The organism is Nocardioides dilutus (assembly GCF_054779555.1).
This window is the reverse complement of the sequence record NZ_BAAGYA010000003.1, coordinates 950997-976298: the sequence shown is the minus strand read 5'-3', so window position 1 is coordinate 976298 and position 25302 is coordinate 950997. Positions and strand designations below refer to the sequence as shown.

25 protein-coding genes are annotated in these 25302 nt (G+C 71.3%); 19 read left to right on the top strand and 6 right to left on the bottom strand.

The genetic code is table 11. The features are described 5' to 3' along the window. The first annotated feature begins 105 nt into the window (after positions 1–105). The 4 genes from ACYVC6_RS20435 (at position 106) to ACYVC6_RS20420 (ending at position 5668) form a co-directional block, all read left to right on the top strand. Entirely contained in the window at positions 106–825 is a 720-nt protein-coding gene (locus ACYVC6_RS20435) for a Type 1 glutamine amidotransferase-like domain-containing protein (protein WP_460716320.1), read from the top strand. A 102-nt stretch (positions 826–927) separates the two neighbouring features. Then, positions 928–3753 carry an aconitate hydratase gene (locus ACYVC6_RS20430; RefSeq protein ID WP_460716319.1) on the top strand — a complete coding sequence of 942 codons (2826 nt, stop codon included), beginning with the start codon at positions 928–930 and terminating at the stop codon, positions 3751–3753. Between the two features lie 87 nt (positions 3754–3840). Further along, the gene (locus ACYVC6_RS20425; RefSeq protein ID WP_460716318.1) at positions 3841–5178 is read left to right on the top strand and encodes a hypothetical protein; all 1338 of its coding nucleotides are present in this window, start codon (positions 3841–3843) and stop codon (positions 5176–5178) included. Then, positions 5165–5668, top strand: a complete 504-nt coding sequence (locus ACYVC6_RS20420; protein ID WP_460716317.1) for a SigE family RNA polymerase sigma factor — start codon at positions 5165–5167, stop codon at positions 5666–5668. The genes ACYVC6_RS20425 and ACYVC6_RS20420 overlap by 14 nt, the downstream gene beginning before the upstream one ends. Before the next feature lie 3 nt (positions 5669–5671). Here ACYVC6_RS20420 and ACYVC6_RS20415 read toward each other — a convergent pair whose 3' ends face one another. Beyond that, positions 5672–5977: a hypothetical protein gene (locus ACYVC6_RS20415; RefSeq protein WP_460716316.1), complete on the bottom strand. Its 306-nt coding sequence runs from the start codon at positions 5975–5977 to the stop codon at positions 5672–5674. Positions 5978–6001: 24 nt separating this feature from the next. Between ACYVC6_RS20415 and ACYVC6_RS20410 the strand changes: the two genes are divergently transcribed. The 10 genes from ACYVC6_RS20410 to ACYVC6_RS20365 all read left to right on the top strand — a co-directional run bounded on the left by ACYVC6_RS20410 (position 6002) and on the right by ACYVC6_RS20365 (position 14267). Continuing rightward, complete coding sequence (locus ACYVC6_RS20410; RefSeq protein ID WP_460716315.1) at positions 6002–6304, top strand: MTH1187 family thiamine-binding protein; 303 nt, start codon at positions 6002–6004, stop codon at positions 6302–6304. Positions 6305–6501: 197 nt separating this feature from the next. Continuing rightward, positions 6502–7116, top strand: a complete 615-nt coding sequence (locus ACYVC6_RS20405; RefSeq protein WP_460716314.1) for a DUF3105 domain-containing protein — start codon at positions 6502–6504, stop codon at positions 7114–7116. Beyond that, complete coding sequence (locus ACYVC6_RS20400) at positions 7116–8216, top strand: DNA glycosylase AlkZ-like family protein (RefSeq protein WP_460716313.1); 1101 nt, start codon at positions 7116–7118, stop codon at positions 8214–8216. Before ACYVC6_RS20405 ends, ACYVC6_RS20400 begins: the two co-directional genes overlap by 1 nt. Positions 8217–8237: 21 nt before the next feature. Beyond that, positions 8238–8642 (top strand): YjbQ family protein, encoded by a 405-nt coding sequence (locus tag ACYVC6_RS20395; RefSeq protein WP_460716312.1) that lies wholly within the window; start codon positions 8238–8240, stop codon positions 8640–8642. Positions 8643–8694: 52 nt separating this feature from the next. Beyond that, complete coding sequence (locus ACYVC6_RS20390; RefSeq protein ID WP_460716311.1) at positions 8695–9066, top strand: hypothetical protein; 372 nt, start codon at positions 8695–8697, stop codon at positions 9064–9066. Positions 9067–9098: 32 nt separating this feature from the next. Then, on the top strand, positions 9099–9557 hold the full coding sequence (locus ACYVC6_RS20385; RefSeq protein ID WP_460716310.1) for a cupin domain-containing protein: 459 nt from the start codon (positions 9099–9101) through the stop codon (positions 9555–9557). After that, positions 9554–9982, top strand: a complete 429-nt coding sequence (locus ACYVC6_RS20380) for an NUDIX domain-containing protein (protein ID WP_460716309.1) — start codon at positions 9554–9556, stop codon at positions 9980–9982. The genes ACYVC6_RS20385 and ACYVC6_RS20380 overlap by 4 nt, the downstream gene beginning before the upstream one ends. After that, positions 9979–10908 (top strand): SMP-30/gluconolactonase/LRE family protein, encoded by a 930-nt coding sequence (locus ACYVC6_RS20375; RefSeq protein WP_460716308.1) that lies wholly within the window; start codon positions 9979–9981, stop codon positions 10906–10908. Before ACYVC6_RS20380 ends, ACYVC6_RS20375 begins: the two co-directional genes overlap by 4 nt. 31 nt (positions 10909–10939) lie before the next feature. After that, positions 10940–12865 carry a 1-deoxy-D-xylulose-5-phosphate synthase gene (gene dxs / locus ACYVC6_RS20370; RefSeq protein ID WP_460716307.1) on the top strand — a complete coding sequence of 642 codons (1926 nt, stop codon included), beginning with the start codon at positions 10940–10942 and terminating at the stop codon, positions 12863–12865. After that, positions 12846–14267, top strand: a complete 1422-nt coding sequence (locus ACYVC6_RS20365) for a hypothetical protein (RefSeq protein WP_460716306.1) — start codon at positions 12846–12848, stop codon at positions 14265–14267. Before dxs ends, ACYVC6_RS20365 begins: the two co-directional genes overlap by 20 nt. Positions 14268–14276: 9 nt before the next feature. On the opposite strand, the gene ACYVC6_RS20360 is transcribed toward ACYVC6_RS20365, so the two are convergent. Next, entirely contained in the window at positions 14277–14879 is a 603-nt protein-coding gene (locus tag ACYVC6_RS20360) for a TetR/AcrR family transcriptional regulator (RefSeq protein ID WP_460716305.1), read from the bottom strand. A 75-nt stretch (positions 14880–14954) separates the two neighbouring features. Between ACYVC6_RS20360 and ACYVC6_RS20355 the strand changes: the two genes are divergently transcribed. The 4 genes from ACYVC6_RS20355 to ACYVC6_RS20340 all read left to right on the top strand — a co-directional run bounded on the left by ACYVC6_RS20355 (position 14955) and on the right by ACYVC6_RS20340 (position 19392). Then, positions 14955–15863, top strand: coding sequence for a homocysteine S-methyltransferase family protein (locus ACYVC6_RS20355; RefSeq protein WP_460716304.1), 909 nt, complete (start codon positions 14955–14957; stop codon positions 15861–15863). A 33-nt stretch (positions 15864–15896) separates the two neighbouring features. Beyond that, positions 15897–16844 (top strand): PAC2 family protein, encoded by a 948-nt coding sequence (locus ACYVC6_RS20350; protein WP_460716303.1) that lies wholly within the window; start codon positions 15897–15899, stop codon positions 16842–16844. Further along, positions 16841–17746, top strand: coding sequence for an acyl-CoA thioesterase (locus tag ACYVC6_RS20345; protein ID WP_460716302.1), 906 nt, complete (start codon positions 16841–16843; stop codon positions 17744–17746). The genes ACYVC6_RS20350 and ACYVC6_RS20345 overlap by 4 nt, the downstream gene beginning before the upstream one ends. 173 nt (positions 17747–17919) lie before the next feature. Continuing rightward, positions 17920–19392, top strand: a complete 1473-nt coding sequence (locus ACYVC6_RS20340) for a M23 family metallopeptidase (RefSeq protein ID WP_460716301.1) — start codon at positions 17920–17922, stop codon at positions 19390–19392. A gap of 3 nt (positions 19393–19395) precedes the next feature. On the opposite strand, the gene ACYVC6_RS20335 is transcribed toward ACYVC6_RS20340, so the two are convergent. Continuing rightward, on the bottom strand, positions 19396–20241 hold the full coding sequence (locus ACYVC6_RS20335) for a MaoC/PaaZ C-terminal domain-containing protein (RefSeq protein ID WP_460716300.1): 846 nt from the start codon (positions 20239–20241) through the stop codon (positions 19396–19398). 2 nt (positions 20242–20243) lie between these two features. Then, complete coding sequence (locus ACYVC6_RS20330) at positions 20244–21602, bottom strand: 3-oxoacyl-ACP reductase (protein ID WP_460716299.1); 1359 nt, start codon at positions 21600–21602, stop codon at positions 20244–20246. A 98-nt stretch (positions 21603–21700) separates the two neighbouring features. Between ACYVC6_RS20330 and ACYVC6_RS20325 the strand changes: the two genes are divergently transcribed. After that, entirely contained in the window at positions 21701–22999 is a 1299-nt protein-coding gene (locus ACYVC6_RS20325) for an acetyl-CoA C-acetyltransferase (protein WP_460716298.1), read from the top strand. A 33-nt stretch (positions 23000–23032) separates the two neighbouring features. Here ACYVC6_RS20325 and ACYVC6_RS20320 read toward each other — a convergent pair whose 3' ends face one another. Both ACYVC6_RS20320 and ACYVC6_RS20315 read right to left on the bottom strand, forming a co-directional pair. Further along, positions 23033–23713: a TetR/AcrR family transcriptional regulator gene (locus ACYVC6_RS20320; protein ID WP_460716297.1), complete on the bottom strand. Its 681-nt coding sequence runs from the start codon at positions 23711–23713 to the stop codon at positions 23033–23035. A gap of 51 nt (positions 23714–23764) precedes the next feature. Next, complete coding sequence (locus ACYVC6_RS20315) at positions 23765–25291, bottom strand: ATP-dependent DNA ligase (RefSeq protein ID WP_460716296.1); 1527 nt, start codon at positions 25289–25291, stop codon at positions 23765–23767. Positions 25292–25302 lie beyond the last annotated feature (11 nt).

Sequence of the window (25302 nt, the reverse complement as noted above, 5' to 3'; positions counted from 1 at the left end):
AGTGCGTGGGGTTGCTGGCCCCTGCAATCCCGGTCAGGCCGGTTGCACAAATGTGAGGCAGCAGGGGTGAGGTGACTTCGAGAGCCGCCGACCTAGTCTCGACGCGTGCGCATCCTGGCTACCTCGGGTGGCTTCCTGCCCTCGGAGATCGGCGCGTTCCAGTGGCGTCGCGGTCCCCTCATCCAGCACGCGATCCACCTCGCCGGAGATCCGGCCCGGCCCCGCTTCTGCTACATCGGCACGGCAGCGGGCGACAGCCTCAACGGTCTGGCCGGCTACTACCGCGCGTTCGCCGGCTCGGAGGTCCGGGCCTCCCACCTCGAGCTCTTCACGATGCCCAACGTGGCCGACGTGCGCTCGTTCCTGCTCGGGCAGGACGTGATCTGGGTCGGAGGTGGCTCGGTCGCCAACCTGCTCGCGGTGTGGCGGGTCCATGGTCTCGACGAGATCCTGCGCGAGGCCTGGGAAGCCGGCGTCGTGCTCAGCGGCGTCTCCGCGGGCGCGATCTGCTGGTACGTCGCCGGGCCCACCGACAGCTACGGCACCGAGCTGCAGATGTCGCCTCCGGGCCTCGGCCTGCTGCCCTACGGCTGCGGGGTCCACTACGACAGCGAGGACCAGCGCCGGCCCCTGCTCCACAAGCTGGTCGGCGACGGCATCCTGCCCACCTCCCACGCCACGGACGACGGCGTCGGCCTGGTCTACGAGGGCACCGAGCTCGTCGAGGCGGTCTCGGACCGGCCCGGCGTGGCGGCGTACGTCGTGGAGCGCCGGCCGGACGGCGGGGTCACCGAGACCAGGATCGAGCCCAGGCTGCTCGGCTGACCCGAACTCGCGCCGCTGTGCCGGGTGATGTATCTTGATATCAAGATACATTTGACGTGCGGCAGGATGGGCCGAGAGCCCACGACGAGGAGATGGTGAGCAGTGGCGAGCAAGGACAGCTTCGGCGCGAAGAGCACGCTCGAGGTCGGTGGGGAGTCCTACCAGATCTACCGCCTGGACGCGGTGAGCGGTGACGGGCTCGACGTGGCCAGCCTCCCGTTCAGCCTCAAGGTGCTGCTGGAGAACCTGCTGCGCACCGAGGACGGCGCGGACATCACGGCCGACGACATCAGGGCGCTCGCCGGCTGGGACGCGGACGCCGACCCCGACAAGGAGATCCAGTTCACCCCGGCCCGGGTGATCATGCAGGACTTCACGGGCGTGCCCTGCGTCGTCGACCTGGCCACGATGCGCGAGGCGATGGCCGACCTGGGCGGCGACCCGAGGAGGATCAACCCGCTCGCCCCGGCCGAGATGGTCATCGACCACTCCGTGATCGCCGACGTCTTCGGCACCCCCGAGGCGTTCGAGCGCAACGTGGAGATCGAGTACGAGCGCAATCGCGAGCGCTACCAGTTCCTGCGCTGGGGTCAGGGTGCGTTCGACGACTTCAAGGTCGTCCCGCCCGGCACCGGCATCGTCCACCAGGTCAACATCGAGCACCTGGCCCGCGTCGTGTTCACCCGCGACATCGACGGGCAGCTGACGGCCTACCCCGACACCTGCGTCGGCACGGACTCCCACACGACCATGGTCAACGGCATCGGCGTCGTCGGCTGGGGCGTCGGCGGCATCGAGGCGGAGGCCGCGATGCTCGGCCAGCCGGTCTCGATGCTCATCCCGCGGGTCGTCGGCTTCAAGCTCAGCGGCGACCTGCCCGAGGGCGCCACCGCTACCGACCTGGTGCTGACGATCACCGAGATGCTGCGCAAGCACGGTGTGGTCGGCAAGTTCGTCGAGTTCTACGGGCCCGGCGTCTCGGTCCTGCCGCTGGCCAACCGCGCCACGATCGGCAACATGAGCCCGGAGTTCGGCTCCACCATCGCGGTCTTCCCGATCGACGAGGAGACCACGAAGTACCTCAAGCTCACCGGTCGCAGCGACGAGCAGCTCGCACTGGTGGAGGCCTACGCCAAGGAGCAGGGCCTCTGGCACGACCCGGACGCCGAGCCACGCTTCTCCGAGAAGCTCGAGCTCGACCTGGCCACCGTGGTCCCCTCGCTCGCCGGGCCGAAGCGGCCGCAGGACCGGGTCTCCCTGTCCGAGGCCAAGGCGGCGTTCCGCGGCGCGCTGGTCGACTACACCGACGGCAGCCCCGAGCAGGAGACAACCGGCTACGACGAGGCGGTCGAAGAGTCGTTCCCGGCCTCCGACGCCCCCAGTCACGCCAACGGCAACGGCAAGCCGGCCAAGCCGTCCGCGGCACCGAAGGACGGGGGCCGCGCGAGCAACCCCGTCAGCGTCACGATCGACGGTGAGGAGGTCGAGGTCGACCACGGCGCCGTCGCGATCGCGGCCATCACCTCGTGCACCAACACCTCCAACCCGTCGGTGATGATCGGTGCGGCGCTCCTGGCCAAGAAGGCCGTCGAGAAGGGCCTGCAGCGCAAGCCGTGGGTCAAGACCACGCTCGCGCCCGGCTCCAAGGTGGTCAGCGACTACTACGAGAAGGCCGGCCTCACGCCCTACCTCGACAAGCTCGGCTTCAACCTGGTCGGCTACGGCTGCACCACCTGCATCGGCAACTCCGGGCCGCTGATCCCCGAGGTCAGCCAGGCCGTCAACGCCAACGACCTGGCCGTCGTCTCGGTGCTGTCGGGCAACCGCAACTTCGAGGGCCGGATCAACCCGGACGTGAAGATGAACTACCTGGCCTCGCCGCCGCTGGTGGTCGCCTACGCGCTGGCCGGCTCGATGGACGTCGACCTGTTCAACGAGCCGCTGGGCCAGGACCAGGACGGCAACGACGTCTTCATGAAGGACATCTGGCCGAGCGCCAAGGAGGTCGAGGACGTCATCGCGACCGCGATCACCTCCGAGATGTTCTCCAGCGACTACGCCGACGTCTTCGCCGGTGACGAGCAGTGGCAGTCGCTGCCGACCCCCGAAGGCAACACCTTCGAGTGGGACCCCGAGTCGACCTACGTCCGCAAGCCACCCTATTTCGACGGCATGCCCGACGAGCCGTCGCCGGTCGAGGACATCGAGGGTGCCCGGGTGCTGCTCAAGCTCGGCGACTCGGTCACCACCGACCACATCAGCCCGGCCGGGGCGATCAAGAAGGACTCTCCGGCCGGCACCTACCTCGCCGAGCACGGCGTCGAGCAGCGCGACTTCAACTCCTACGGCTCGCGACGCGGCAACCACGAGGTGATGATCCGCGGGACGTTCGCCAACATCCGGCTGCGCAACCAGCTGGCGCCGGGCACCGAGGGTGGTTTCACCCGCGACTTCACCACCGGCGAGGGCGACGACGCCAAGGTGACCTCGGTCTACGAGGCCTCGGAGAGCTACCTCGCCGCAGGGACGCCGCTGGTGGTCCTGTCCGGCAAGGAGTACGGCTCCGGCTCGTCGCGTGACTGGGCCGCCAAGGGCACAGCGCTCCTGGGCGTCAAGGCCGTGATCGCCGAGTCCTACGAGCGGATCCACCGCTCCAACCTGATCGGCATGGGCGTGCTGCCGCTGCAGTACCCCGAGGGCGAGAACGCCGAGTCGCTCGGCCTCACCGGCGAGGAGACGTTCTCGATCACCGGGGTCACCGCGCTCAACGACGGCACCACGCCGCGCACGGTGAAGGTGAAGGCGGACGGTCCGTCCGGGAGCACGGAGTTTGACGCCGTGGTCCGGATCGACACCCCGGGCGAGGCGAACTACTACCGCAACGGCGGGATCATGCAGTACGTGCTCCGCAACCTCCGCCGTTCCTAGGGGCAGCAACCCAGACCTGCGCATGAGAGGTGTGCGCGTGCTGAGTCCGACCCCTCCTTCGCAGGTCCTGGTGACGTGTAGACGGGTATGACCACTCTCCACGATCGGCTCAGGGACCTCGCGGACGAGGCTTCGACCGGCGCCGTGCCCGGCGACCTCTGGGCCATCGGCCGGAGGCAGCACCGCCGTCGCCGCGCGGGCACGGCGGTCGTGGTCGCCGCTGCCCTGGTGGCCCTCGCCGGCCTCGGCGGCCTCGCCTGGTCCAGGAGCCACACGTCCGTACAGCCGGCCGGCACCGACGCTCCGCTGGGCATGCCGGACCAGATCTGGCTGGCGGACGAGCATCTGCCCGGCACCGACGACACAGGTCCGATCGGCCCCTTGGTCGCCGTCGTCCCGACCGTCCGGGACGCGTGGATCGGCGGCTCGAGCAATGCGGTGCTCGGTATCTCAGCGACAGGGGAGTACGCCTTCCTGGACCTGCCGCGGAGCCTGGGGGACTCACAGCTCGCACGCCCTGCCATCTCCGCCGATGGTCGCTTCGTGGCGTACTGGAGGGCCGGAAGCCCCTCCGGACCCCCCGGCGACCGGCTCTTCATCCAAGGGTCCGAGGCCGTCCCGGTCGGCGTCGCGGTCTACGACACCGTGACGGGGAAGACCTACGAGCACCTCGTCGAGACCGAGCACGGGCTCGTGCCCGCGAACCTGGTCTGGGCGGGCGCCCGGCTCTGGTTCGACGTCTGGCAGATGGACCATCCGGACGAGGAGGGCCGAGGAGCCCGCCGTACCCAGGTCTTGTCGTGGGATCCGGCGGGCGACGTCGTGGAGACGGCCGATCCGTCGCTGGCCCTCGACGAGGCGAGCGCGTGGGGCAGCTCGGTGGTCACCATCACCTGGAGGAGCCGACTCATCCGGAGCTCCCCGTCCGGCAGCGACGTGCTCGGCCGGCTGGGCGCTGACGTGGCCGGCTTCCGCTCACCGGTGTTCGTGTCGCCCGACGAGAGCCGCGTGGCCGGTCTCGAGGACGACGAGAGCGGCGACGGCACCGGACCGGTCGTCGCTGGAGCACTCGGTCCTCCGTCGGGCACCTTGACCCTGTCGGCGGTGGGCAGGACTGACGAGCTGCCGGTCAACGGCCTCCTCGGGTGGCGCGACGACCATCTCCTCGTCACCGTCGGGTACGGCAACGGCACGGGCGAGGCGACGTACCAGACCCTCGACGTGGACACGGGAGCGCAGGAGATCCTCGGCTACGCCGAGGGCAATGAGCCGATCCTGGCCGCGGACGCCCTGCGGGGCGAAGTGTTCGCCGCGCCCGAGCCCCCGCACCCGCTGAACCCGTTCCTCGTCTGCGGCGCCGGCGTCGGGATACTGCTCGCCGCCGGCCTGTTGCTGCGCTGGTGGAGGCGCCGTGTTCAGCGCTGACGAGCACGGCTTCGAGGAGTTCGTCGCCGCCCGTCGGCCGGCGCTGCTGCGCACGGCCTACCTGCTCACTGGCCGCCAGGCCGACGCCGAGGACCTGGTGCAGACGGCCCTCGTGAGGTGCGTGCCGATCTGGAAGCGAATCGCGGACCGGCCCGAGCCCTACGTCCGCCAGGTCCTGGCCCGGGAGAGTGTGTCGCGGTGGCGGGCCCGGCGGTGGCGTGAACAACACGTCGGCACGGTCCCCGAGTCGGTTGCCGCGGCGCCGGACGTCGACGGCCGCCTGGCGCTGCGGCAGGCCCTCCTGGGCTTGGCTCCGCGCCAGCGCGCGGTCATCGTGCTGCGCTACTACGAGGACCTCACCGAGCAGCAGACAGCGGCCGAGCTCGGCATCTCGGTCGGCACGGTGAAGTCGCAGGCCAGGGACGCGCTGTCCCGGCTGCGCGAGCTGGTCCCCGGCCTCGACGAGGACCCGACGTACGTCGCTCCCTGAGCCTCAGCTCCTGCGTTGCAGCTCGACCGCCTCGGCGATGCCTCGTGCGAGGGCGTCCGGGTCGGCCCGGTCGAGCTCGACGACCACCTTCATGTGCGACTCGAAGCGGGGCGGCAGGGTGAACGTGTCCGGGTGGTCCTCGAGCAGCCGCTCGCGGGCCGCGAAGTCGCTGCGCAGGACGACCGAGGTCGGGTCGAGCCAGCGGACGACCAGGCGGTTGTCGACGAACCAGGCCGGCCGAGCGTCGGTGCCCTTGCGCTTCACGCCCTCGTGGCTCCGGGCCAGCCGGTCCACGTCGTCGAGGTCCACCTGCCCGAGGCTAACCTCGTCCGCGTGATCGTGGCGTTCAGCATCTCCCCGACAGCGACCGACGAGACCGGCAGCGTGTCCGAGGCGGTGGCCGCCGCCGTCCGCGTCGTGCGCGACTCGGGTCTGCCCTACGAGCTCAACTCGATGTTCACCAACATCGAGGGGGATTGGGACGAGGTCATGGCGGTCGTCAAGCAGGCCGTGGACGTCGTCGCCGCAACGTCGCCGCGGGTGGGCCTGGTGCTGAAGGCCGACATCCGGCCTGGTTTCGAGGGTCAGCTCACCGCCAAGGTCGAGCGGGTCGAGCGGGCCCTGGCCGACACGTGAGCGACCCGACCCCGCCGATACCGCCGGGACCACCCTTGAGCCCACCACCGGGCCCACCACCGGGCCCACCACCGGGCCCACCACCGGGCCCACCACCGGGCCCACCACCGGGCCCACCGCCGGGCTGGCACCCGCCACCACTGACGCCTCCGGAGCCACCACCACCGCCGCCCTCGCGACGAGGGCTGCAGGCTCTGGTGGTCGGGTTGGCGCTGCTGGCCGCGCTGCTCGTGGTCGCCGCTGCCGTCCTCGTGCCGCGGGTCGTCGACGACCTCGCCGACGACGACGGGTCGGCCGTGGCCCGGGGCGAAGAGGCCGACCAGGGCGATGGACGCGACGACGGGAGACCGCCCGGGCTCGAGGACGTGCTGCTGGTGGACGACCTCAACCCCGAGCACCGCGACGACGAGGACATCGACTACGACCAGGTGCCGCCGATCGGCGGACCGCACGACCCGGAGTGGCTGGCCTGCGGAGCCTACGACCAGCCGATCCGCGACGAGAACGCGGTGCACGACCTCGAGCACGGCACTGTCTGGATCACCTACGACCCAGAGCTCGCGGACGAGGACGTCGCGACCCTGGAAGGGTTCCTCCCGGAGGACGGCATCCTCTCGCCGTACGAAGGACTGCCGGCTCCGGTCGTGATCACCGTCTGGGGCGCTCAGCTCCAGCTCACGGGGCCGGAGGACCCCCGGCTGCCGCTGTTCCTCGACGAGTACGGCGACGGCCACACCGCGCCCGAGGCGTTCGCGTCCTGCGAGGGCGGCACCACCGACCCGCAGGGTGGCCCCGAGGGCGTCTCCGTGTGATGCACCGGCTGACCCGCGAGCAGGCCCGCCGGATCGCCGTGCAGGCCCAGCTCCTGGACCTGCCGCGGCCGACCGACCTCATCGGCGTCGTCAGGGTCCTGACCTTCGTGCAGCACGACCCCATCGCCGCGGTCGCGCCGAGCGCCGACCTGGTGCCCTGGAGCCGGATCGGCTCGTCCTACGACCCCGGCGACCTGCGTGACGCTCTCGACGAGCAGCGCCTGATCGACCACCACGGGATGATCCGGCCGGCCGAGGACCTGGCGCTCTACCGCGCCGAGATGGCGATCTACCCGGGACGGCCCGCGGAGCTCAAGCAGTGGGAGCTCGACGTCGCCGGATGGGTCGAGGCCAACGACGAGTGCCGCCGCGACATCCTCGAGCTGCTCCGGGCTGACGGCCCGCTGCCGACCAGCGCGCTGCCCGACACCTGCCAGGTGCCGTGGCGGTCCAGCGGCTGGAACAACAACCAGAACGTCAAGCGGCTGCTCGTCCAGATGGTCGAGCGCGGCGAGGTGGTGACGGCCGGACGCCAGGGCCGCGAGCAGCTGTGGGACCTCGCAGAGCGCATCTACCCCGATGACCCCGTCCCCGGTGTCGACGAGGCGCGGCAGCTCCGGGACCAACGACGGCTCCGTGCCCTCGGGATCGCGCGGGCGAAGATGCCCGTGACCGGGTCACCCGAGCCCAACCACGTGGGCGCCGCCGGCGAGCCGGCCGTCGTCGACGGTGTGAAGGGGGAGTGGCGGGTCGACCCTGAGCTGCTCGACCAGCCGTTCACCGGACGGACCGCGCTGCTGTCGCCGTACGACCGGCTCGTCTACGACCGCAGGCGCGGCGAGGAGCTGTTCGGTTTCGAGTTCTACCTCGAGATGTACAAGCCGGCCGCCCAGCGTCGCTGGGGCTACTACGCGTTGCCGGTCCTGCACGGCGACCGCCTGGTCGGCAAGATCGACGCGACCGCCGACCGCAAGGCCGGGGAGCTGCGCGTGGACGCGATCCACGAGGACGTGGCGTTCGGCGCGGAGCTCAGGGACGCCGTCGAGGTCGAGATCCAGGACCTGGCAGGCTGGCTCGGGCTGGAGGTCCGGCACGCGTGACGCCGTGACACAGTCGGCCTCATGGATTCGACGACACGCGATTACCGCACCGGAGACCGGGAGATCGTGCTCGACCTGACGCGTGACTGCGCGGGTTTCGTCAGCGGGAAGGGCGACGGGCTGCTCTCGCTGTTCGTCCCCCACGCCACCGCGGGGATCGCGATCATCGAGACCGGCGCCGGCAGCGACGAGGACCTGCTCAGCGCGCTGGGCGACCTGCTGCCCGCCGATGACCGGTGGCGGCACCGGCACGGCTCGCCGGGGCACGGTCGCTCGCACGTGATGCCGGCGATCGTGCCGCCGCACGCGACCGTCCCTGTGCTCAACGGTCGTCTGGCGCTCGGGACCTGGCAGAGCATCTGCCTGGTCGACCTCAACGTGGACAACGACGAGCGCACCGTCCGGCTGTCGTTGCTGCCCGGCTGACGCTGGCCGGAGAGATCGAACAGACGTTCGATTCCTGACCTATACTCTCGGCATGGCCACCCATGTCGCCCCGCCGGGCTGGCCGCGCCAGGTCCGGCCACCCGATGCCCCGGACTGGGAGCGCACGGCCGAGCTGTGGCTGCTCGACCTCTGTCCACCCGAGTTTCGTGGCTACCCGACACTGCGGCGTCACGTCGTCGTGCTCGCCCGGTTCGCGGTGCTGCACGTCGAGGCCTGCCAGGCGTCCGTACGCCGCGGGCTCAGCGAGGCGCGGGCCGAGCTGCGCGACGTCGCCGCGCTCGACGTCATCGAGGCCGCGATCGCGACCTGGCAGACCGAGCAGGCCCGGCTCGAGGGCGTACGCCGCGCCGTCGGGCTCGTCGAGGAGGCGCTGCGCGGCCGGCGCTACGTCGCGCGCCTCTGACCCCGCCTCGCCCGGCAGGGAATGATGTCCGGGTGGTCACCCAGACGAACGCCTCGATGATCCGTCGGTCCGCGGACCTGCAGGACGACCCCATCAACCCCGAGGACATCCTCTCAGGGGAGCCCCGAGCCCGCGCCTACACCTGGGCGGTGACGGCGGATGGAACAACGACCCACTGGATGTGGGACTGCTCGGCCGGCTCGTTCCGGTGGTGGTTCGGCTTCGACGAGACGGTCAGCATCGTCGAGGGCTCGGTGCGCGTCCAGGTCGACGGCGAGGAGCCGCTGGTCCTCGAGGTCGGCGATGCGGCGTACTTCCCGGCCGGCCGGTGGAGCACCTGGACCGTCGACGACTACGTCTGCAAGCACGCCGTCCTCCGGGTGCCGGTGCCGCGGGCGATGGCGTTCGTGTCCAAGGTGCTCGGCCAGCGCAAGTACGCCCAGCCCAAGTACGCCCAGCGCAAGTACGCCCAGCGCAAGTACGCCCGGTGAGGCGGTTCGCCACGGTCCTGCTCGTCGACCCGCGGGGCTGGCTGCTGCTCCAGGAGCGCGACGAGCATGCTCCGATCGACCCCGACTGCTGGGGCCTGGTCGGCGGGCACGTCGAGGACGGCGAGGCCGTCGAGGTCGCCGTCCACCGGGAGCTGGCCGAGGAGACCGGGCTGGCGGCGGGGGCCGGCCAGTCGACCGGGGCGTTGACCCTGTGGCGGGAGTTCACCGTGCACGCGAGCGCCGACACGATGTGGGTGTTCACCGGCTCGACGACGGCCACCGACGAGGACGTCGTCTGCGGTGAGGGACGCCAGATCGTCTTCGTCGACCCGGGCGCGGTCGCTGGTCTGCCGCTGTCGGAGGCCGCGGCGGTCGTGGTGCCGCTGTTCCTCCAGTCGCCGGCGTACGCCAGTCTGCTGCCATGACCACCAGCTTCTCCGTCATCCCGGTCCCTGCCCACGGCGCCGAGGACGTCGTCGTCGCGACCCGTGGCCCGGACGAGGGTGCGGTGTTCACCGGCACCGCCGACGGGACGATCTGGCGGGTGCGCCACGACGGGGAGACCGTCGACAAGGTCGCCCACACCGGCGGCCGTCCGCTCGGCATCGAGATCGACCTCGACGGCCGGCTCCTGGTGTGCGACGCCCGGAAGGGCCTGCTGCGTGTCGACCCCGCCGGCGGAGCCATCGAGGCGGTCGCGGACAGCGTGGCCGGGACGCCGATGGCGTTCTGCAACAACGCCGCGGTGGCCTCGGACGGGACGATCTGGTTCTCCGACTCCTCCAAGCACTTCGGCATCGACCAGTGGAAGGACGACTTCGTCCAGGACACCAGGACCGGGCGGCTGCTGCGGCGTGACCCCGACGGCACGATCACGGTCGTCCACGAGGGACTGCGGTTCGCCAACGGGGTCGCGCTCTCGCGCGGTGAGGACTTCGTGGCCGTCGCGGAGACCGCCGGCGCGACCGTGGTCCGACACTGGTTGACCGGCGACCTGGCCGGCACTCGCGACTACCTCTGCCAGGACCTGCCCGGCTACCCCGACAACATCGCGCGGGGGAGCGACGGCCTCATCTGGGTGACCATCGCCAGCCCGCGCGACCCGCTGGTCGAGCGGCTCCAGCGCGGCCCCGTGTGGCTGCGCCGCCAGGTGACCCGGATCCCGGAGAAGTTGCAGCCCAAGCCCAAGAAGACCGTCCGGGTCCAGGCCTACGACGACGCGGGCACCCTCGTCCACGACCTCGACGTCAAGACCGGGGACTACCACATGGTCACGGGCGTCCGGGAGCACGAGGGCCGGGTCTGGATGGGCAGCCTCGAGGAGCCCGCGGTCGCGGTGCACCAACTCTGATCTGAGCCGCCGAGTCCGTAGACTCGCCGCCATGCCACTGCTCGAGACGATCACCGGTCCCCGCGACCTGCGTGACCTCTCCGACGACCAGCTGGCGACCCTGGCGAGCGAGATCCGCGACCTGCTGGTCCGCGCCTGCGCCCCCTCAGGGGGTCACCTCGGCCCCAACCTCGGGGTCGTCGAGCTCACGCTGGCCATCCACCGGGTCTTCGACTCGCCCCGCGACCGGGTGGTCTTCGACACCGGCCACCAGGCCTACGTGCACAAGATGGTCACCGGGCGGGCCGCGCAGTTCGACCGGCTCCGGCAGGAGGGCGGCCTGAGCGGCTACCCCAGCCAGGCGGAGTCCGAGCACGACATCGTCGAGAACTCCCACGCGTCCACGTCGCTCAGCTATGCCGACGGGCTGGCCAAGGCCTACACGATCCGCGGCGAGGACCGGCACGTCGTCGCGGTCATCGGCGACGGCGCCCTCACCGGCGGCATGGCCTGGGAGGCGCTCAACAACATCGCGGTGGCCAAGGACTCCAGGCTGGTCATCGTCGTCAACGACAACGGCCGGTCCTATACCCCCACCATCGGCGGCCTCACGACGGCGCTCACCTCGCTGCGCACCAGCCCCCGCTACGAGCAGGTGCTCGACCAGGTCAAGCGCCGCCTCAACGCGGTCCCGGGGGTGGGCCACGCGGCGTACGACGCCTTGCACGCCATGAAGAAGGGCCTCAAGGACGCCGTGGCGCCCCAGGGCCTGTTCGAGGACCTCGGCCTCAAGTACGTCGGCCCGGTCGACGGGCACGACCGGCCGGCCCTGGAGCAGGCGCTCGCGCAGGCCAAGAAGTTCAACGGGCCCGTGATCGTGCACGCGATCACCCGCAAGGGGTTCGGCTACGACCGGGCCGAGCAGCACGAGGCCGACCAGTTCCACCAGGTGGGGCCGTTCGACCTCGAGACCGGCGAGGCCCCGACGAAGGGCCGGATCTGGACCGACGCGTTCTCCGAGGAGATGGTCGCGCTCGGGTCGGAGCGCAAGGACATCGTCGGGATCACCGCGGCGATGATGCACCCGGTGGGGCTGCACACCTTCCAGGCGCGCTTCCCCGAGCGCACCTTCGACGTGGGCATCGCCGAGCAGCACGCCGTGACGTCGGCGGCGGGCCTGGCGATGGCCGGCCTGCACCCGGTGGTCGCCATCTACGCGACGTTCCTCAACCGGGCCTTCGACCAGGTGCTGATGGACGTCGCCCTCCACAGGTGCGGCGTGACCTTCGTGCTCGACCGCGCGGGAGTGACCGGCGACGACGGGGCCAGCCACAACGGCATGTGGGACATGTCGATCCTCCAGGTCGTGCCCGGTCTGCGACTGGCGGCGCCGCGCGACGCCGCCCGGGTGCGCGAGCTGTTGCGCGAGGCGGTCGATGTCGATGACGCGCCCACCGTGCTGCGCATCCCGAAGGGTCCGCCGCCGCAGGACATCCCGGCCGTCGGCAAGGCCGGTGGAGCCGACGTCCTGGTCCGCAAGGGCCCCCGCGACGTCCTGGTCGTCGCGGTCGGCTCGATGGCCGAGGTGGCCGTCGACGTCGCCGGCCGGCTCGGGGCGCAGGGGATCGGGGTCACCGTCGTGGACCCGCGGTGGGTCAAGCCCGTCGACCCGGCGATCGTCCGGCTCGCCGCCGAGCACCGGCTGGTCGTCAGCGTGGAGGACAACGGGGAGATCGGGGGCTGCGGCGCCGTCCTGCTGCAGACCCTCAACGAGGCCGGCGTCACCACGCCGTTCCGGTTGCACGGCATCCCACAGGAGTTCCTGGGCCACGCCAAGCGAGCGCGCATCCTCGAGCAGATCGGGCTCACCCCGCAGGCCCTGGCCCTCGGCATAGTCGAGGCGATGTCCGCCCTGCCCGACGTGGGCGTGGGCGAGCCGGTCGGCGGGGCTCCTGTCGATGCCGAAAAGCCGCTCTAGCTCCGGGGTTCTCGTCGCGGCGGCCCTGCTGCTGGCGACAACGGGCTGCTCGCTGTTCTCCGACGACCCCGACGGCCCGGACGAGTCGTCGTCCTCTCCGTCCGGGGTCACGATCACCGAGGCCCCGCCGGACGCGCTCGCGGGCATCGAGTCGGCGCTCGACCGCCGTGCCGACGCCGTACGCCGTGGCGACGAACGGCGCTTCCTGGCCGGCCTGGCCAACGGCGACCAGGCCGATCCCGGGCTCCGGGACCAGCAACGCACCTACTTCGCGAACCTCAGCCAGCTGCCGTTGGCGGCGTTCGACTACTCGGTCGACCCGGCCGGTCTGGTTCGCGACGGAGAGGACTACTGGGTCGTCGTCGAGCTGTCCCTCCAGCTCGACGGCTTCGACACGGCGCCGGTCCGCTCCCGGGACCGGTTCCGGTTCACTCCCGGCACAGAACCGGGTCGCTACCGGCTGGCCTCGGTCACCGACCCGCAGTGGGAGGTGGACAACGAGGTCCAGCCGCAGCCCTGGGACGACGGCGAGATCGTCGCGGTCCGCGACACCGGGGTGCTCGGGATCTTCGACTCGGGCAGCGTCCGGGCCTCCGCCAAGCTGCTCGCCTCGGTCCAGCGGGGCATCGCCGAGGTGGCGGGCGTCGTGCCCTCGTCGTGGACCCAGTCGGTCGTCGTCTACGCCCTCTCCAACACCGCCTTCCTCGCGACGCTGCCCGGACTGCCCGGCGGGGACCCGACGATCCTGGACGGTGTGGCCTTCCCGGTCTTCGCCTCTCCTGACGGTGCCGATGGCGAGGGCGGTGCGGAGCTGGTGGGCACCCGTTTCGTGCTGCACCCACGGATGCTGGACGAGGCCGGCCGGGCCCGCGACCGGCTGGTCCGGCACGAGCTCACCCACGTCGCGATCGGCGAGGCCGACGACCGTGCGCCGGTCTGGCTGAGCGAGGGCCTCGCCGAGTATGTCTCGGTCCAGTCGCTGCCGCCGGAGAGGCGCACCATCTCGGGGGCCGCCATCGACGCGGCCCGCGCGGGGGTGACCGAGATGCCGCCCGACGACGCGTTCAACGACGCCGGCACCCCCGGGCGCGCGTCGGCCAACTACGGCATCGCGTGGTTCGCCTGCGAGTACCTCGCGGCCAGCTATGGCGAGGTCACGCTCTGGCAGCTCCTGGACGCCCTCGACCAGGAGGACGCCGACCCCGACGAGGTCCTGCTCGCCCAGCTCGGGCTCAACGTGCGCACCTTGGCCCGCAAGGCGGGCAAGCTCATCCTCACGACGTACGACGCGCCGGAACCGGAGCCGACGCCCGAGCCGACGCCGACCGCTCAGCCCACCGGCGTTCCCACGGACCTGCCGGCGGAGCAGCCCTCGGCGGTGCCGCCGGACCAGGCGGGCTGAGACCTCGGGTCAACGGCGCAGGAGCGCCTCGACCAGCCGGCGGTAGGCGGCGAGCTGGCGGCGCATGTGGCCCGGGTCGCCGGTGGAGCGGCAGAGCAGGAACGCACCCTCGAAGGTGACGAACAGGTGGTCGGCCAGGGCCAGGACGTCCACGGTGTCGGCCCGGTCATCGAGGGCGGCCCGCAGGAGCTCGGCGTAGCCCTCTCGCCAGGCGACGATGGCGGTGCGGATCGGGCCACCGGTGTCGTCGCCCGCCAGGTCGCGCTCGATGAGCACCGAGATGTAGAGGCAGCTGGACTGCTCGGCCATCAGGTCGTCGGCGGTGTCCTCGAAGAACCGGACGAAGGCCACGGCTCGCTCGACGGGGTCGTCCACGTGAGCGGTGGCCTCGAGGGCCTGCTCGAGGTGGGCGATGTCCGCTGCGGCATACCGGTCCACCAGCGCGCGCCCCAGGTCGACCTTGGCGGGGAAGTGGTGGAAGAACGCACCCTTGGACGTGGCCGATGCCTCCAGCACCCGGTCGACCGAGGTGGCCGCGAAGCCGTGGTCGATGACCAGCTTCTGGGCTGCGTCGAGGATGCGATCTCGGGTGGCGGTTCCGTCGCGGGGCACAAAACAGTTGTACCAGACCATTCAGTCTGGTTTGATGCAGACTGTTCAGTCTGTTACGACTCTTGGAGTGTCCGCATGACCCGCATCTACGACACCGGCCACTACGTCACCGACGGCGGCCTCGAGACCGACCTGATCTTCAACCGCGGCATCGACCTGCCCGAGTTCGCGTCCTTCCCGCTCCTGGGCACCGCGGACGGCAGGTCCGTGCTGACGGACTACTACGACGGCTACGCCGAGGTGGCCCGGCGTGCCGGTGCCGGGCTGGTCCTGGAGACGCCGACGTGGCGAGCCAACCCCGACTGGGCCGCCGATCTCGGCTACGACGCCTCGGCGCTCCACGCCGTGAACCGCTCGGCCGTCGATCTCCTTCACCGGGTCAGGGACTCCCACACGGACCTGCACGATGCCGGCGTGGTCGTGTCGGGCAACGTCGGACCGCGCGGTGACGGCTACGTCGCCGAGACCGCCGGCAGCTCGGACGACTACGCGGACTACCACTCCCCGCAGATCGCGGCGCTCAAGGCCGGAGGTGCTGACGTGGCGACTGCGATGACCATGACCTCCGTCGCCGAGGCGTTGGGCGTCGCGACCGCGGCCCGCGCGGTCGGGCTGCCTGCCGTGATCATGTTCACCGTCGAGACCGACGGGCGGCTGCCCGACGGCACACCGCTCGACGTGGCCGTGTCCACCGTCGACGAAGCCGGGGCGCCCGACTGGTTCGGGGTCAACTGTGCGCATCCCGAGCACGTCGAGCCCGGGCTCACCGACGGCCCGTGGCGTGAGCGACTGGTCGTCGTCCGGCCCAACGCCTCCCGGCTCTCGCACGCCGAGCTCGACGAGGCCGAGGAGCTCGACGAGGGCGACCCCGTCGAGCTGCGCGGTGACGTCGAGTCGCTGCGCGACCGGCTGCCGTCCCTGCGGATCCTCGGCGGCTGCTGCGGGACCGACGTGAGACACGTCGCCTCGCTCTGGGGCGTCTGAGCGGGTTCTGAGACCGGCCCCTATCGTGGGCGGGTGTCCAAACCACGCCTCGTGCACATCGTCGACGACGTGCCCGAGCTGGGCGACGCCTGGGGGTCCGGCGAGCTGACCATGGTGCTGGTGCTCGACGGGTTCCTCGACGCCGGCAACGCAGCGGCGCACGCGGCCACCCACCTGGTCGAGCAGAGCGGTGACGGGCCCGTCGTGGCGACGTTCGACGTCGACCAGCTCCACGACTACCGGGCCCGCCGCCCGGCGATGTCCTTCGTCCAGGACCACTACGAGGGCTACGACGCCCCGCGGCTGCTGGTACGCCTGCTGCGCGACAGCGGCGGGACGCCGTTCCTCCTGCTCCACGGACCTGAGCCCGACAACCGCTGGGAGGCGTTCGCCCGTGCGGTGCGCGAGGTGGTCGAGCGACTGCGCGTGACCCGGGTGGTCTCCATGGGCTCGGTGCCGATGGCGGTGCCGCACACGAGGCCGATCGCGATCACCCCCCACGCCAACCGCAAGGAGCTGGTGCCGGGCTTGAGCCCGTGGCGCGGCGAGCTGCGCATCCCGAGCAGTGCCCAGTCGCTGCTCGAGATCAGGCTGGGGGAGTGGGGCCACGCCATGATGGGCTTCGTCGCACACATCCCGCACTACCTGGCCCAGCTCGACTACCCACAGGCCTCGGCGGTGCTGCTCGAGCGCGTCGAGCTGGCCGGCCGGCTCACCATCGACCTCACCGACCTGCGCGCGCTGGCCGAGGAGCGGGAGGAGGAGATCGCCCGCTACCTGTCCGCCAACGAGGAGGTGGGCGAGGTCGTCGAGGCGCTCGAGCGGCAGTACGACGCCTTCGAGCAGGCCGAGGAGGCCGGGTCCAACCTCCTGGCCGACGACCAGCCGCTCCCGACCGGGGAGGAGATCGGCCGCCAGTTCGAGCAGTTCCTGGCCGGGCTCGACGGCACCGAGGGTGATCCTGGAAGGCCTGACCTGTGAGCTCCGTGCCTGACGTCGCCGAGGCGGACCCCTACGTCCGCGACCTGGTCGCGCTGCTCGACCTCGAGGACCTGGACGTCGACCTCTACCGGGGCAGCCAGCCGGACTCGCCGCGACCGCGCGTCTACGGCGGTCAGGTGGCGGCGCAGGCGCTGGTGGCGGCGGTCCGGAGCGTGGACCCGGAGTTCCAGGTCCACTCGTTCCACTCCTACTTCCTCCTGCCGGGCGACTACTCCGTGCCGATCCTCTACGAGGTCGAGCGGATCCGGGACGGTCGTTCGTTCCTCACGCGGCGGGTGATGGCGCGCCAGCACGGCCGGCCGATCTACTACCAGACGGTCAACTTCCAGCGCGTCGAGGACGGCTACGACCACCAGGACGCGATGCCGGAGGTCGGCGGCACCGACGAGGGCTTCGACCTGGTGGACCTGATGCGCGACCGCGGCAACGACGAGGCGGACGCGCTCGGCAAGGAGTGGGGTGCGATCCAGGTCCGGTTCCTGGGCAACTCCCGGCACGGGCTGCCGCCCGACCCGCAGCACCCCGCCCAGGCCCGGATGTGGATCCGGATCAAGCCCGGTCTCTCCGACGACCCGGTGGAGCACCTCGCGGCGTTCACCTACGCCAGCGACATCAGCCTGCTGGGCGCCTCACTCGCCGCGCACGACGCCAACCCGGCCGCCACCCAGATGGCGTCGCTGGACCACACGATCTGGTTCCACCAGCCGTTCCGTGCCGACGAGTGGTGGCTCTACGACCAGTGGTCGCCGCGCGCGTTCGGTGGTCGCGGGCTCTCGCTGGGCCGGGTCTTCACCGAGGACGGGGTGCTCGTCTCCACGGTGGCGCAGGAGGGTCTGATCCGCCGGCGGCGGGACCGCAGCACCGGCCCCGGCCTCAGCTGACCCGTCTAGACAGAGCCGCGCGGATCCGTGGAAATCCACAGGGGATACACGCGATGTCAACATGACACGCGTCTCCTTTCGGGGGATTTCTCACCATTCCCCGGACGTGAGGGGGCTGGTGAGGCTTCACTTGAGGTCCCCCCGACCCCACCCAGGCCCCAGGGAGACCATCGATGCCCCGCCGCCCGCTGCCGCCCGCGATCGTCGCCTCGACGGTCGCGCTGGTCGTCGCAGCCGGACCGCTGGCCGCCTCGGCGTACGGCGACGACAACGGCGGCAACAACGGTGGCGGCAACGGCAACGGCAGCTTCACCTGGGGGACCGGCCTGCCGCCCAAGTCACCCACCCAGAACGACCCCAAGGACCCCAAGGACCCCAAGGGCCCCAAGGGCCAGAACGACCCCAAGGGCCCGCAGCAGGGTCCCGGCGACGAGCTGGACGGTTCCTACGACGGCGAGGTCATCACCACCGACCTCGACACCTCCAAGAAGCCGACCGCCCAGCCGGTGACGGCCTACGAGATGCCGTTCCCCTGCGGCGAGGCGTGGACCGGCACCACCCGCTCCAGCCACAGCCCCAGCACGCGCGCCGTCGACTTCAACCGCGCCGACGACTTCGGTGACCCGGTCGTCGCATCCGCGGCGGGGGTGGTCACCACTGCGGTGACCGGCAGGAAGCGGCCGTCGTACGGCCAGTTCGTCGTCATCGACCACGGCAACGACGAGAACACCCTCTACGCGCACCTGGACTCGGTGACCGTGACCGTGGGGCAGGCCGTCTCGGCCGGCACGCAGGTCGGCACCCTCGGCAACACCGGCAACTCCTACGGCGCGCACCTGCACTACGAGCAGCGCAAGGGCAGCTCGGTCGTCGACTCGTGGTTCCACGGCGCCCGCTACGTCTACGGCACCGCGCAGGCCTCGGAGAACTGCGGCGACATCTCGATCCCGGACGTCCCGCTGGCCGGCAACGTGGTCGGCAACAAGCGCGCCGACCTGGTCGTCTTCCGCCGCACCAACACGCCGGCGTTCTACGTCCGTCGCGAACCCAAGGCGGAGAAGGTCATCCCGATGGGGACGTCGTCGGACCAGCCGGTGCTCGGTGACTGGGACGGCAACGGCAAGGCCAACCCGGGAATCCGCAACCCCGACTCGAAGACGTTCAAGCTCAAGGCGGGGCGCAACGTCACCGAGATCAAGTTCGGCGGCCGTGCGGACCTGGCCATCGTGGGTGACTGGGACGGCGACGGGATCTGGGACGTCGGCACCCGGCGGGCCACCTCGAACCTGTTCCGCCTGCGGGCCGCCGACGGGACCGTGACCAAGGTCCGGCTCGGCGACAGCGACGACCTGCCGGTGACCGGTGACTGGGACGGTGACGGGGACACCGACCTCGGCGTCTACGACTCCGCCACCGCCACCTTCACCCTGCGCCAGGTCGACGACACCGGCATGGAGTGGCTCTCCCAGATCGGACTCGGCGAGCCCGGCGACGTGCCCGTGTGCGGCGACTGGGACGCGAACGGGACCACCGACCTGGGCATCTGGGACCCTGACACCGGGTCCTTCGCCATGCGGAAGGCCACGACGCCGACCAAGAAGGGCAAGGCCAAGGTCGTCCGAGTGCGGTTCGGCAACGGCCGGTAGCGGCTACCTGTTGGTGGTCCGCCCCACCAGGTGCGGGGAACCGTCCTTCGGGCTGGTCAGGTTGAACGCGAAACCGTCGGCCAGCGTTGTCGACCCGAACTGGACCGTGCCCGGCAGCAGCACCGGTCGCTTGAACGCGACCTCGACCGTGGCCGCGTCGGGGATGCGGTTCTCCAGCGCGGCGACGCAGCGGGCCATCGTCCACATCCCGTGCGCGATCTGGCGCGGGAAGCCCAGGGCCTTCGCGGTGATCGCGTAGAGGTGGATCGGGTTGCGGTCGCCCGAGACCGCGGCGTACGTGCGGCCGAGATTGGCCGGCAGCTTCCACACGATGCCGTGCGGCTCGGCGTCCGGGAAGACCGTGCCGGACGGTGCGGCGTCGTCGCCCTTGCCCCGCCGGAGGTAGGACGACGTCTCCTCCCAGACCGTCTCGTCACCGGCGGTCACGACGGTGACGAAGTCGTAGACCGTCCCCTTGGGGTGCGGGCGGGCCGGGCCGACGCTCGCGGCCACGTCGACGGTCTCGCCGATCCCCACCGGGCGGTGCTGGGTGATCGAGTTCTCGAGGTGCACGGTGCCGATGGCCGGCGCCGGGAAGCCGGGGTCGGTCATGATCCCCATCTGCAGCTCGAAGGCGAGCAGGTGCGGGTAGGGCAGCGGGACGGTGTCCTTGGCCGGGAACCCGCAGACCGCGGCGTAGCGGTCGACGTGCTCGCGCTCGGCCGTCACTCCTGCGCGGCTGCGCTCGAGTCCCGTGAGGTCGCCCTTGGTCTTGCGGATCCCGGGCAGCTGGTTGACGCCGGGGACCGACGGCAGTGCGGCCTTGAGTAGTAGTGGCAGCTCCGGCACGGCTACGCCCCCAGCATCATCTGGCCGCAGACGCGGACCACGTTGCCGTTGACGGCCGACGACGCCGGGTTGGCGTACCAGGCGATCGTCTCGGCGACGTCGACCGGCAGCCCGCCCTGGGCCATCGCGTTGAGGCGCTGGCCGACCTCGCGGGTGGCGAACGGCACCGCGTCGGTCATCTGGGTGATGATGAAGCCGGGCGCGACCGCGTTGATCGTGATGCCGTCGGGCAGGTCGTCGGCGAGGGAGTCGACCAGGCCGATCACGCCGGCCTTGGAGGCGGCGTAGTTGGTCTGACCGACGTTGCCGGCGATGCCCGCGATCGAGGCCACCCCGATCACCGAGCCGTGCTCGTGGATGACCTTCTGGTCGAGCAGCTCACGGGTGATCCTCTCGGGGGCGGTGAGGTTGACCGCGATGACCGAGTCCCAGCGGTCCTCGGCCATGTTGGCGAGCTTCTTGTCGCGGGTGATGCCGGCGTTGTGCACGACCACGTCGACCCCGCCGTGCTTCTCCTGGAGGTGGTGGGCGATCCGCTGCGGCGCGTCCTTGGCGGTGATGTCGAGGGCGATCCAGTCGCCGTCGAGCTCCTTCATCAGCGCCTGCAGGTCACTGGCGAGCTGCGGGACGTCGACACCCACCACGGTGGCGCCGTCGCGGTGCAGCACCCGGGCGATCTGCTCACCGATGCCGCGGCTCGCGCCGGTGACCAGCGCGACCTTGCCGGCCAGGGGCGCCTGCCAGTCGTCGACCGGGCCGGCGTCCTTGCCGCCGTGGGCACCGATCCGGATCACCTGGCCCGAGACGTAGGCCGACTTGGGGGAGAGGAGGAAGCCGAGCGTGCTCGTGACCGCGCCCTCGGCGCCCTCGGCGACGTAGACGAGCTGCGAGGTGCCACCGCGGCCGATCTCCTTGCCCAGGCTGCGGGTGAAGCCCTCGAGCGCGCGCTGCGCGACCCGGGCCTCACCCTCGAGCAGCTCGGGCGGGGTGCCGATGACGACCGCGCGCGGGCAGGTCGCGAGGCTGCGCATCAGTGGGGTGAAGAAGTCGCGCAGGCCGCTGAGCTCGGCCGAGGTCGTGATGCCGGTGGCGTCGAAGACCAGGCCCTTGAACCTCGCACTCTCGGTCGCGGTGGCGTTGACGTGGTCGGTGCTCTCGATGCCCAGCACCTCGAGGATTCCGGGGAGCGACTCGGCCAGGCGACCCCGGCCGCCGACCACGACCTTGCCGTCGACGAGCGGTGCACCGGGTGTGTATCGCTCCAGCTTCGTCGGCTGGGGGAGGCCCAGGTTGGAGGCGAGGAACCTCCCGACCGCAGAGGAGGTGAAGGCCTGGTAGAAGTCGCTGGGCTTGTCACTCATGGCCCTATTGCAACTGGTTGTGTAACTCCGAGTCCACTTTTCGTGACGTCGCCCTCATCACCTTTGTGTCATCAGGGTTACCGGTCAGTATTGCTCGCATGTCCCTTTCCTCCGGCAAGACCCGACGCGTGGCCGTCCTCGGCGGCAACCGCATCCCGTTCGCCCGCTCCAACTCGGTCTACGCGACCGCGTCCAACCAGGACATGCTCACCGCCGCCATCGACGGCGCCGTCACTCGCTTCGGCCTCGAGGGCGAGCGGCTCGGCGAGGTCGTCGCCGGAGCGGTGCTCAAGCACTCGCGCGACTTCAACCTCGCCCGCGAGTCGGTCCTGGGCTCCAAGCTCTCGCCCGAGACACCCGCGACCGACATCCAGCAGGCGTGCGGCACCGGCCTCCAGGCGGCGATCCAGGTCGCCAACAAGATCGCCCTCGGCCAGATCGAGGTCGGCCTCGCCGGCGGCACGGACACCACCTCCGACGCGCCGGTCGCCATCTCCGAGAAGCTCCGCAAGAAGCTGCTCAAGGTCAACTCCGCCCGCGACACGGCCGGGCGGCTCAAGGCGCTGGCCGCCATCCGGCCCGGCGACATCGGCCTGGCCATCCCCCAGAACGGCGAGCCGCGCACCGGCCTGTCGATGGGCGACCACGCGGCGCTGACGGCGCTGGAGTGGCAGGTCGGCCGCGAGGAGCAGGACGAGCTCGCCGCGCTGTCCCACCAGCACCTCGCCGCGGCGTACGACGCCGGCTTCAACGACGACCTGATCACGCCGTTCCGCGGTGTCGACCGCGACAACAACCTGCGCCCGGACTCCTCGGTCGAGAAGCTCGCCAAGCTCAAGCCGGTCTTCGGCAAGGGCGAGGCGGCCACGATGACCGCCGGCAACTCCACGCCGCTGACCGACGGTGCCTCGGTGGTGCTGCTCGCCTCGGAGGAGTGGGCCGCTGCTCACGATCTTCCGGCGCTGGCCTACCTGACCGCGTACGAGACGGCGGCCGTCGACTACGTGCACGGCGGCGAGGGCCTGCTGATGGCCCCGGCGTACGCCATGGCGAGGATGCTGGAGCGCGAGGGCCTGTCGCTGCAGGACTTCGACTACTACGAGATCCACGAGGCGTTCGCTTCACAGGTGCTGGCCACCCTCAAGGCCTGGGACGACCCGGTGTTCTGCAAGGAGCGCCTCGGCCTCGACGCCCCGCTCGGCGCCATCGACCGGTCGAAGCTCAACGTCAACGGATCGTCACTGGCTGCCGGCCACCCGTTCGCCGCCACCGGCGGCCGGATCGTCCCGGTCCTGGCCAAGCTGCTGGCGAGCTCCGAGGGCGGCACGGGTCGTGGCCTCATCTCGATCTGCGCCGCCGGCGGCCAGGGCGTGACCGCCATCCTCGAGCGGGCCTGAGCGCGCTCCCGCGGCGGGAGGGGAATCCGCCGCCTACCGCGTGACGAGCGCCAACGCCGAGTCGACCAGGTAGGCGCGGACCTGCTCGGGAGAGACCTCGCCGACCGTCGGGATGCCGGGCGATGACTCGGTGACCAGGATGCCCACCCGGGCCAGCTGGAGGGCGCCGAGGCCGCTGGCGTAGAGGGTGTTGGCGAGGAGCGTGGGGTTCTCGACCCGGAAGGCGCCGGCGTCCACGCCGGCCTGCAGCGCGGCTTGGAGGACAGCGAGGCAGCCGGAGATGCCGCGGCCGAGACGGAAGAGGGCCGTCTCGGAGATCTCCTCGAGCAGTTCGTCCCCGCGACGGCGCATCAGGGCCTGTGCGCAGTCGATGAACGCGGGGTGCGCCACGCCATAGTCGACGAACGCGCCGACCAGGCGCTCGAGCCGGGCGGTGGGGTCCGGGTCGCCCTCGTCGGCGGTGACCATCGCGGCGCGCAACTCGTCGAGGTAGTCCGCCAGCACGAGGGCGAACAGCTCCTCCTTGCCGGAGAAGTGCCGGTAGACGATCGCCCGGTTGATCCCGACGGCGTCAGCGATCTGGTCGATCTGCGCCTCCCGGACGCCGTTGGCGTCGAAGAGCGACCGCGTCGCGGCGATGATCTCCTTCTCGCGCTCGCGGCGCCGGGCCGCGGCGGCCGTGCGGCGCCGTTCCTCGGGAGCGCGGATGGTCACCTGACCAGGGTAAACGCTGTGCAACTCCGAGTTATACAAGTGTGACGGGTGTCAAGGAGCGGCGATCGCCCGCACCGTCTCGATCGTGTCCGCCTCGGCGGCGTTCTTGTCGTCTCGGTAGCGGACGACCCGGGCGAACCGCAGCGCCAGGCCGCCGGGGTAGCGGGTGGAGCGCTGGAGGCCGTCGAAGGCGATCTCGACGACCTGCTCGGGGCGCACCGGCACGACGTACGTCGAGCCGTCGGCCGGGCCGATCGCCAGCTCGGTGAAGCGCTCGGTCTGCCAGGCCAGCATCTCGTCGGTCATGCCCTTGAACGTCTTGCCGAGCATGACGAACCCGGTCTCGGAGGAGTCGTCTCGGGCACCGAGGTGGATGTTGGACAACCAGCCCCTGCGGCGGCCCGAGCCCCACTCGACAGCGAGCACCACGAGGTCGAGGGTGTGCACCGGCTTGACCTTGACCCATGATGAGCCGCGCCGCCCGGCGTCGTAGGTGGCGCCGAGGTCCTTGACCACGACACCCTCGTGGCCGCGCGCGAGGACGTCGGCCACGAAGCTCTCGGCGGCGGCCGCGTCGTCGGTCACCAGCCGCGCGATCCGGTGCTCCTCGGGCACGAGGGCGTCGAGGGCCGCCAGCCGCTCGTGACCGGGGGAGTCGACGTAGTCGGCGCCCTCGAGGTGAAGCAGATCGAAGAAGTAGGGCGTCAGGTGGACGCCGCCGGGCAGCGATGCCATCGCGGTGCGCGATGCGGTCTCCTGGAACGGCCGGGGGCGGCCGGCGTCGTCGAGGGCGAGCACCTCGCCGTCGAGGACGAACCGCTCGGCGGGCAGGGACAGCGCCACCGCGACGACCTCCGGGAGCCGGTCGGTGATCACGTCCAAGGACCGCGTGGCCACGATGACCTCCGAGCCCCGCCGGTGCACCTGGATGCGGATCCCGTCGAGCTTGGTGTCGACCGCGACCGCACCTCCGCCGGCCTTGGCCATCGCGGCCTCGACCGACGTGGCGCTGGAGGCGAGCATCGGCAGCACGGGCCGGCCGACCTCGAGCACGTACGCCGCCAGGGCCTCCTCGCCGCCGTTCAGCGCGGCGGAGGCGACGGCGACCGTCGAGCCGGCCATCATCGCGGCCCGGCGTACGGCAGCCAGTGGTACGTCGCCCGCGGCGGCCAGCCCCTCCTGGACCAGGGCGTCGGAGGCGCCCTGCAGCACGGCGCCGCTGACCGCCTGCCGCAGCCACTGCTGCTCGTCGGCGGTCGCCCGGCCGAACAGCTCGGCCAGCGCCGCGGCGCGCGCCGCCTGCGAGCCTGGGCCGGCCAGCCCGGCGATGTGCTCGAACGCGTCGTGGACCTCACTGACGGTCAGGGTGGCCGACGACGCAGCGGCGGGCAGCGAGCCGACCGAGCGCCACCCCACACCCGTGCGGCGCTGGCGCAGGACGCCGGCCAGGTAGGACGTGACGGTCTCGACCTCGGCGCCCGCCCGTGCCAGGGTCTCCGCGAGCGCGGCCACCTTGGCCTTGCGCGAGCGTGTCGCGGCCACCGCCTGCGAGGTGGCCACCACGTCGGCGAGCAACATAGGGGCCAGTC

Coding starts and splice junctions, on each gene's coding strand:
- ACYVC6_RS20425 (WP_460716318.1), top strand. CDS start 3,841: ATGACCACTCTCCACGATCGGCTCAGGGACCTCGCGGACGAGGCTTCG.
- ACYVC6_RS20400 (WP_460716313.1), top strand. CDS start 7,116: ATGCACCGGCTGACCCGCGAGCAGGCCCGCCGGATCGCCGTGCAGGCC.
- ACYVC6_RS20395 (WP_460716312.1), top strand. CDS start 8,238: ATGGATTCGACGACACGCGATTACCGCACCGGAGACCGGGAGATCGTG.
- ACYVC6_RS20390 (WP_460716311.1), top strand. CDS start 8,695: ATGGCCACCCATGTCGCCCCGCCGGGCTGGCCGCGCCAGGTCCGGCCA.
- ACYVC6_RS20375 (WP_460716308.1), top strand. CDS start 9,979: ATGACCACCAGCTTCTCCGTCATCCCGGTCCCTGCCCACGGCGCCGAG.
- dxs (WP_460716307.1), top strand. CDS start 10,940: ATGCCACTGCTCGAGACGATCACCGGTCCCCGCGACCTGCGTGACCTC.
- ACYVC6_RS20365 (WP_460716306.1), top strand. CDS start 12,846: ATGCCGAAAAGCCGCTCTAGCTCCGGGGTTCTCGTCGCGGCGGCCCTG.
- ACYVC6_RS20355 (WP_460716304.1), top strand. CDS start 14,955: ATGACCCGCATCTACGACACCGGCCACTACGTCACCGACGGCGGCCTC.
- ACYVC6_RS20340 (WP_460716301.1), top strand. CDS start 17,920: ATGCCCCGCCGCCCGCTGCCGCCCGCGATCGTCGCCTCGACGGTCGCG.
- ACYVC6_RS20330 (WP_460716299.1), bottom strand. CDS start 21,602: ATGAGTGACAAGCCCAGCGACTTCTACCAGGCCTTCACCTCCTCTGCG.
- ACYVC6_RS20325 (WP_460716298.1), top strand. CDS start 21,701: ATGTCCCTTTCCTCCGGCAAGACCCGACGCGTGGCCGTCCTCGGCGGC.
- ACYVC6_RS20315 (WP_460716296.1), bottom strand. CDS start 25,291: ATGTTGCTCGCCGACGTGGTGGCCACCTCGCAGGCGGTGGCCGCGACA.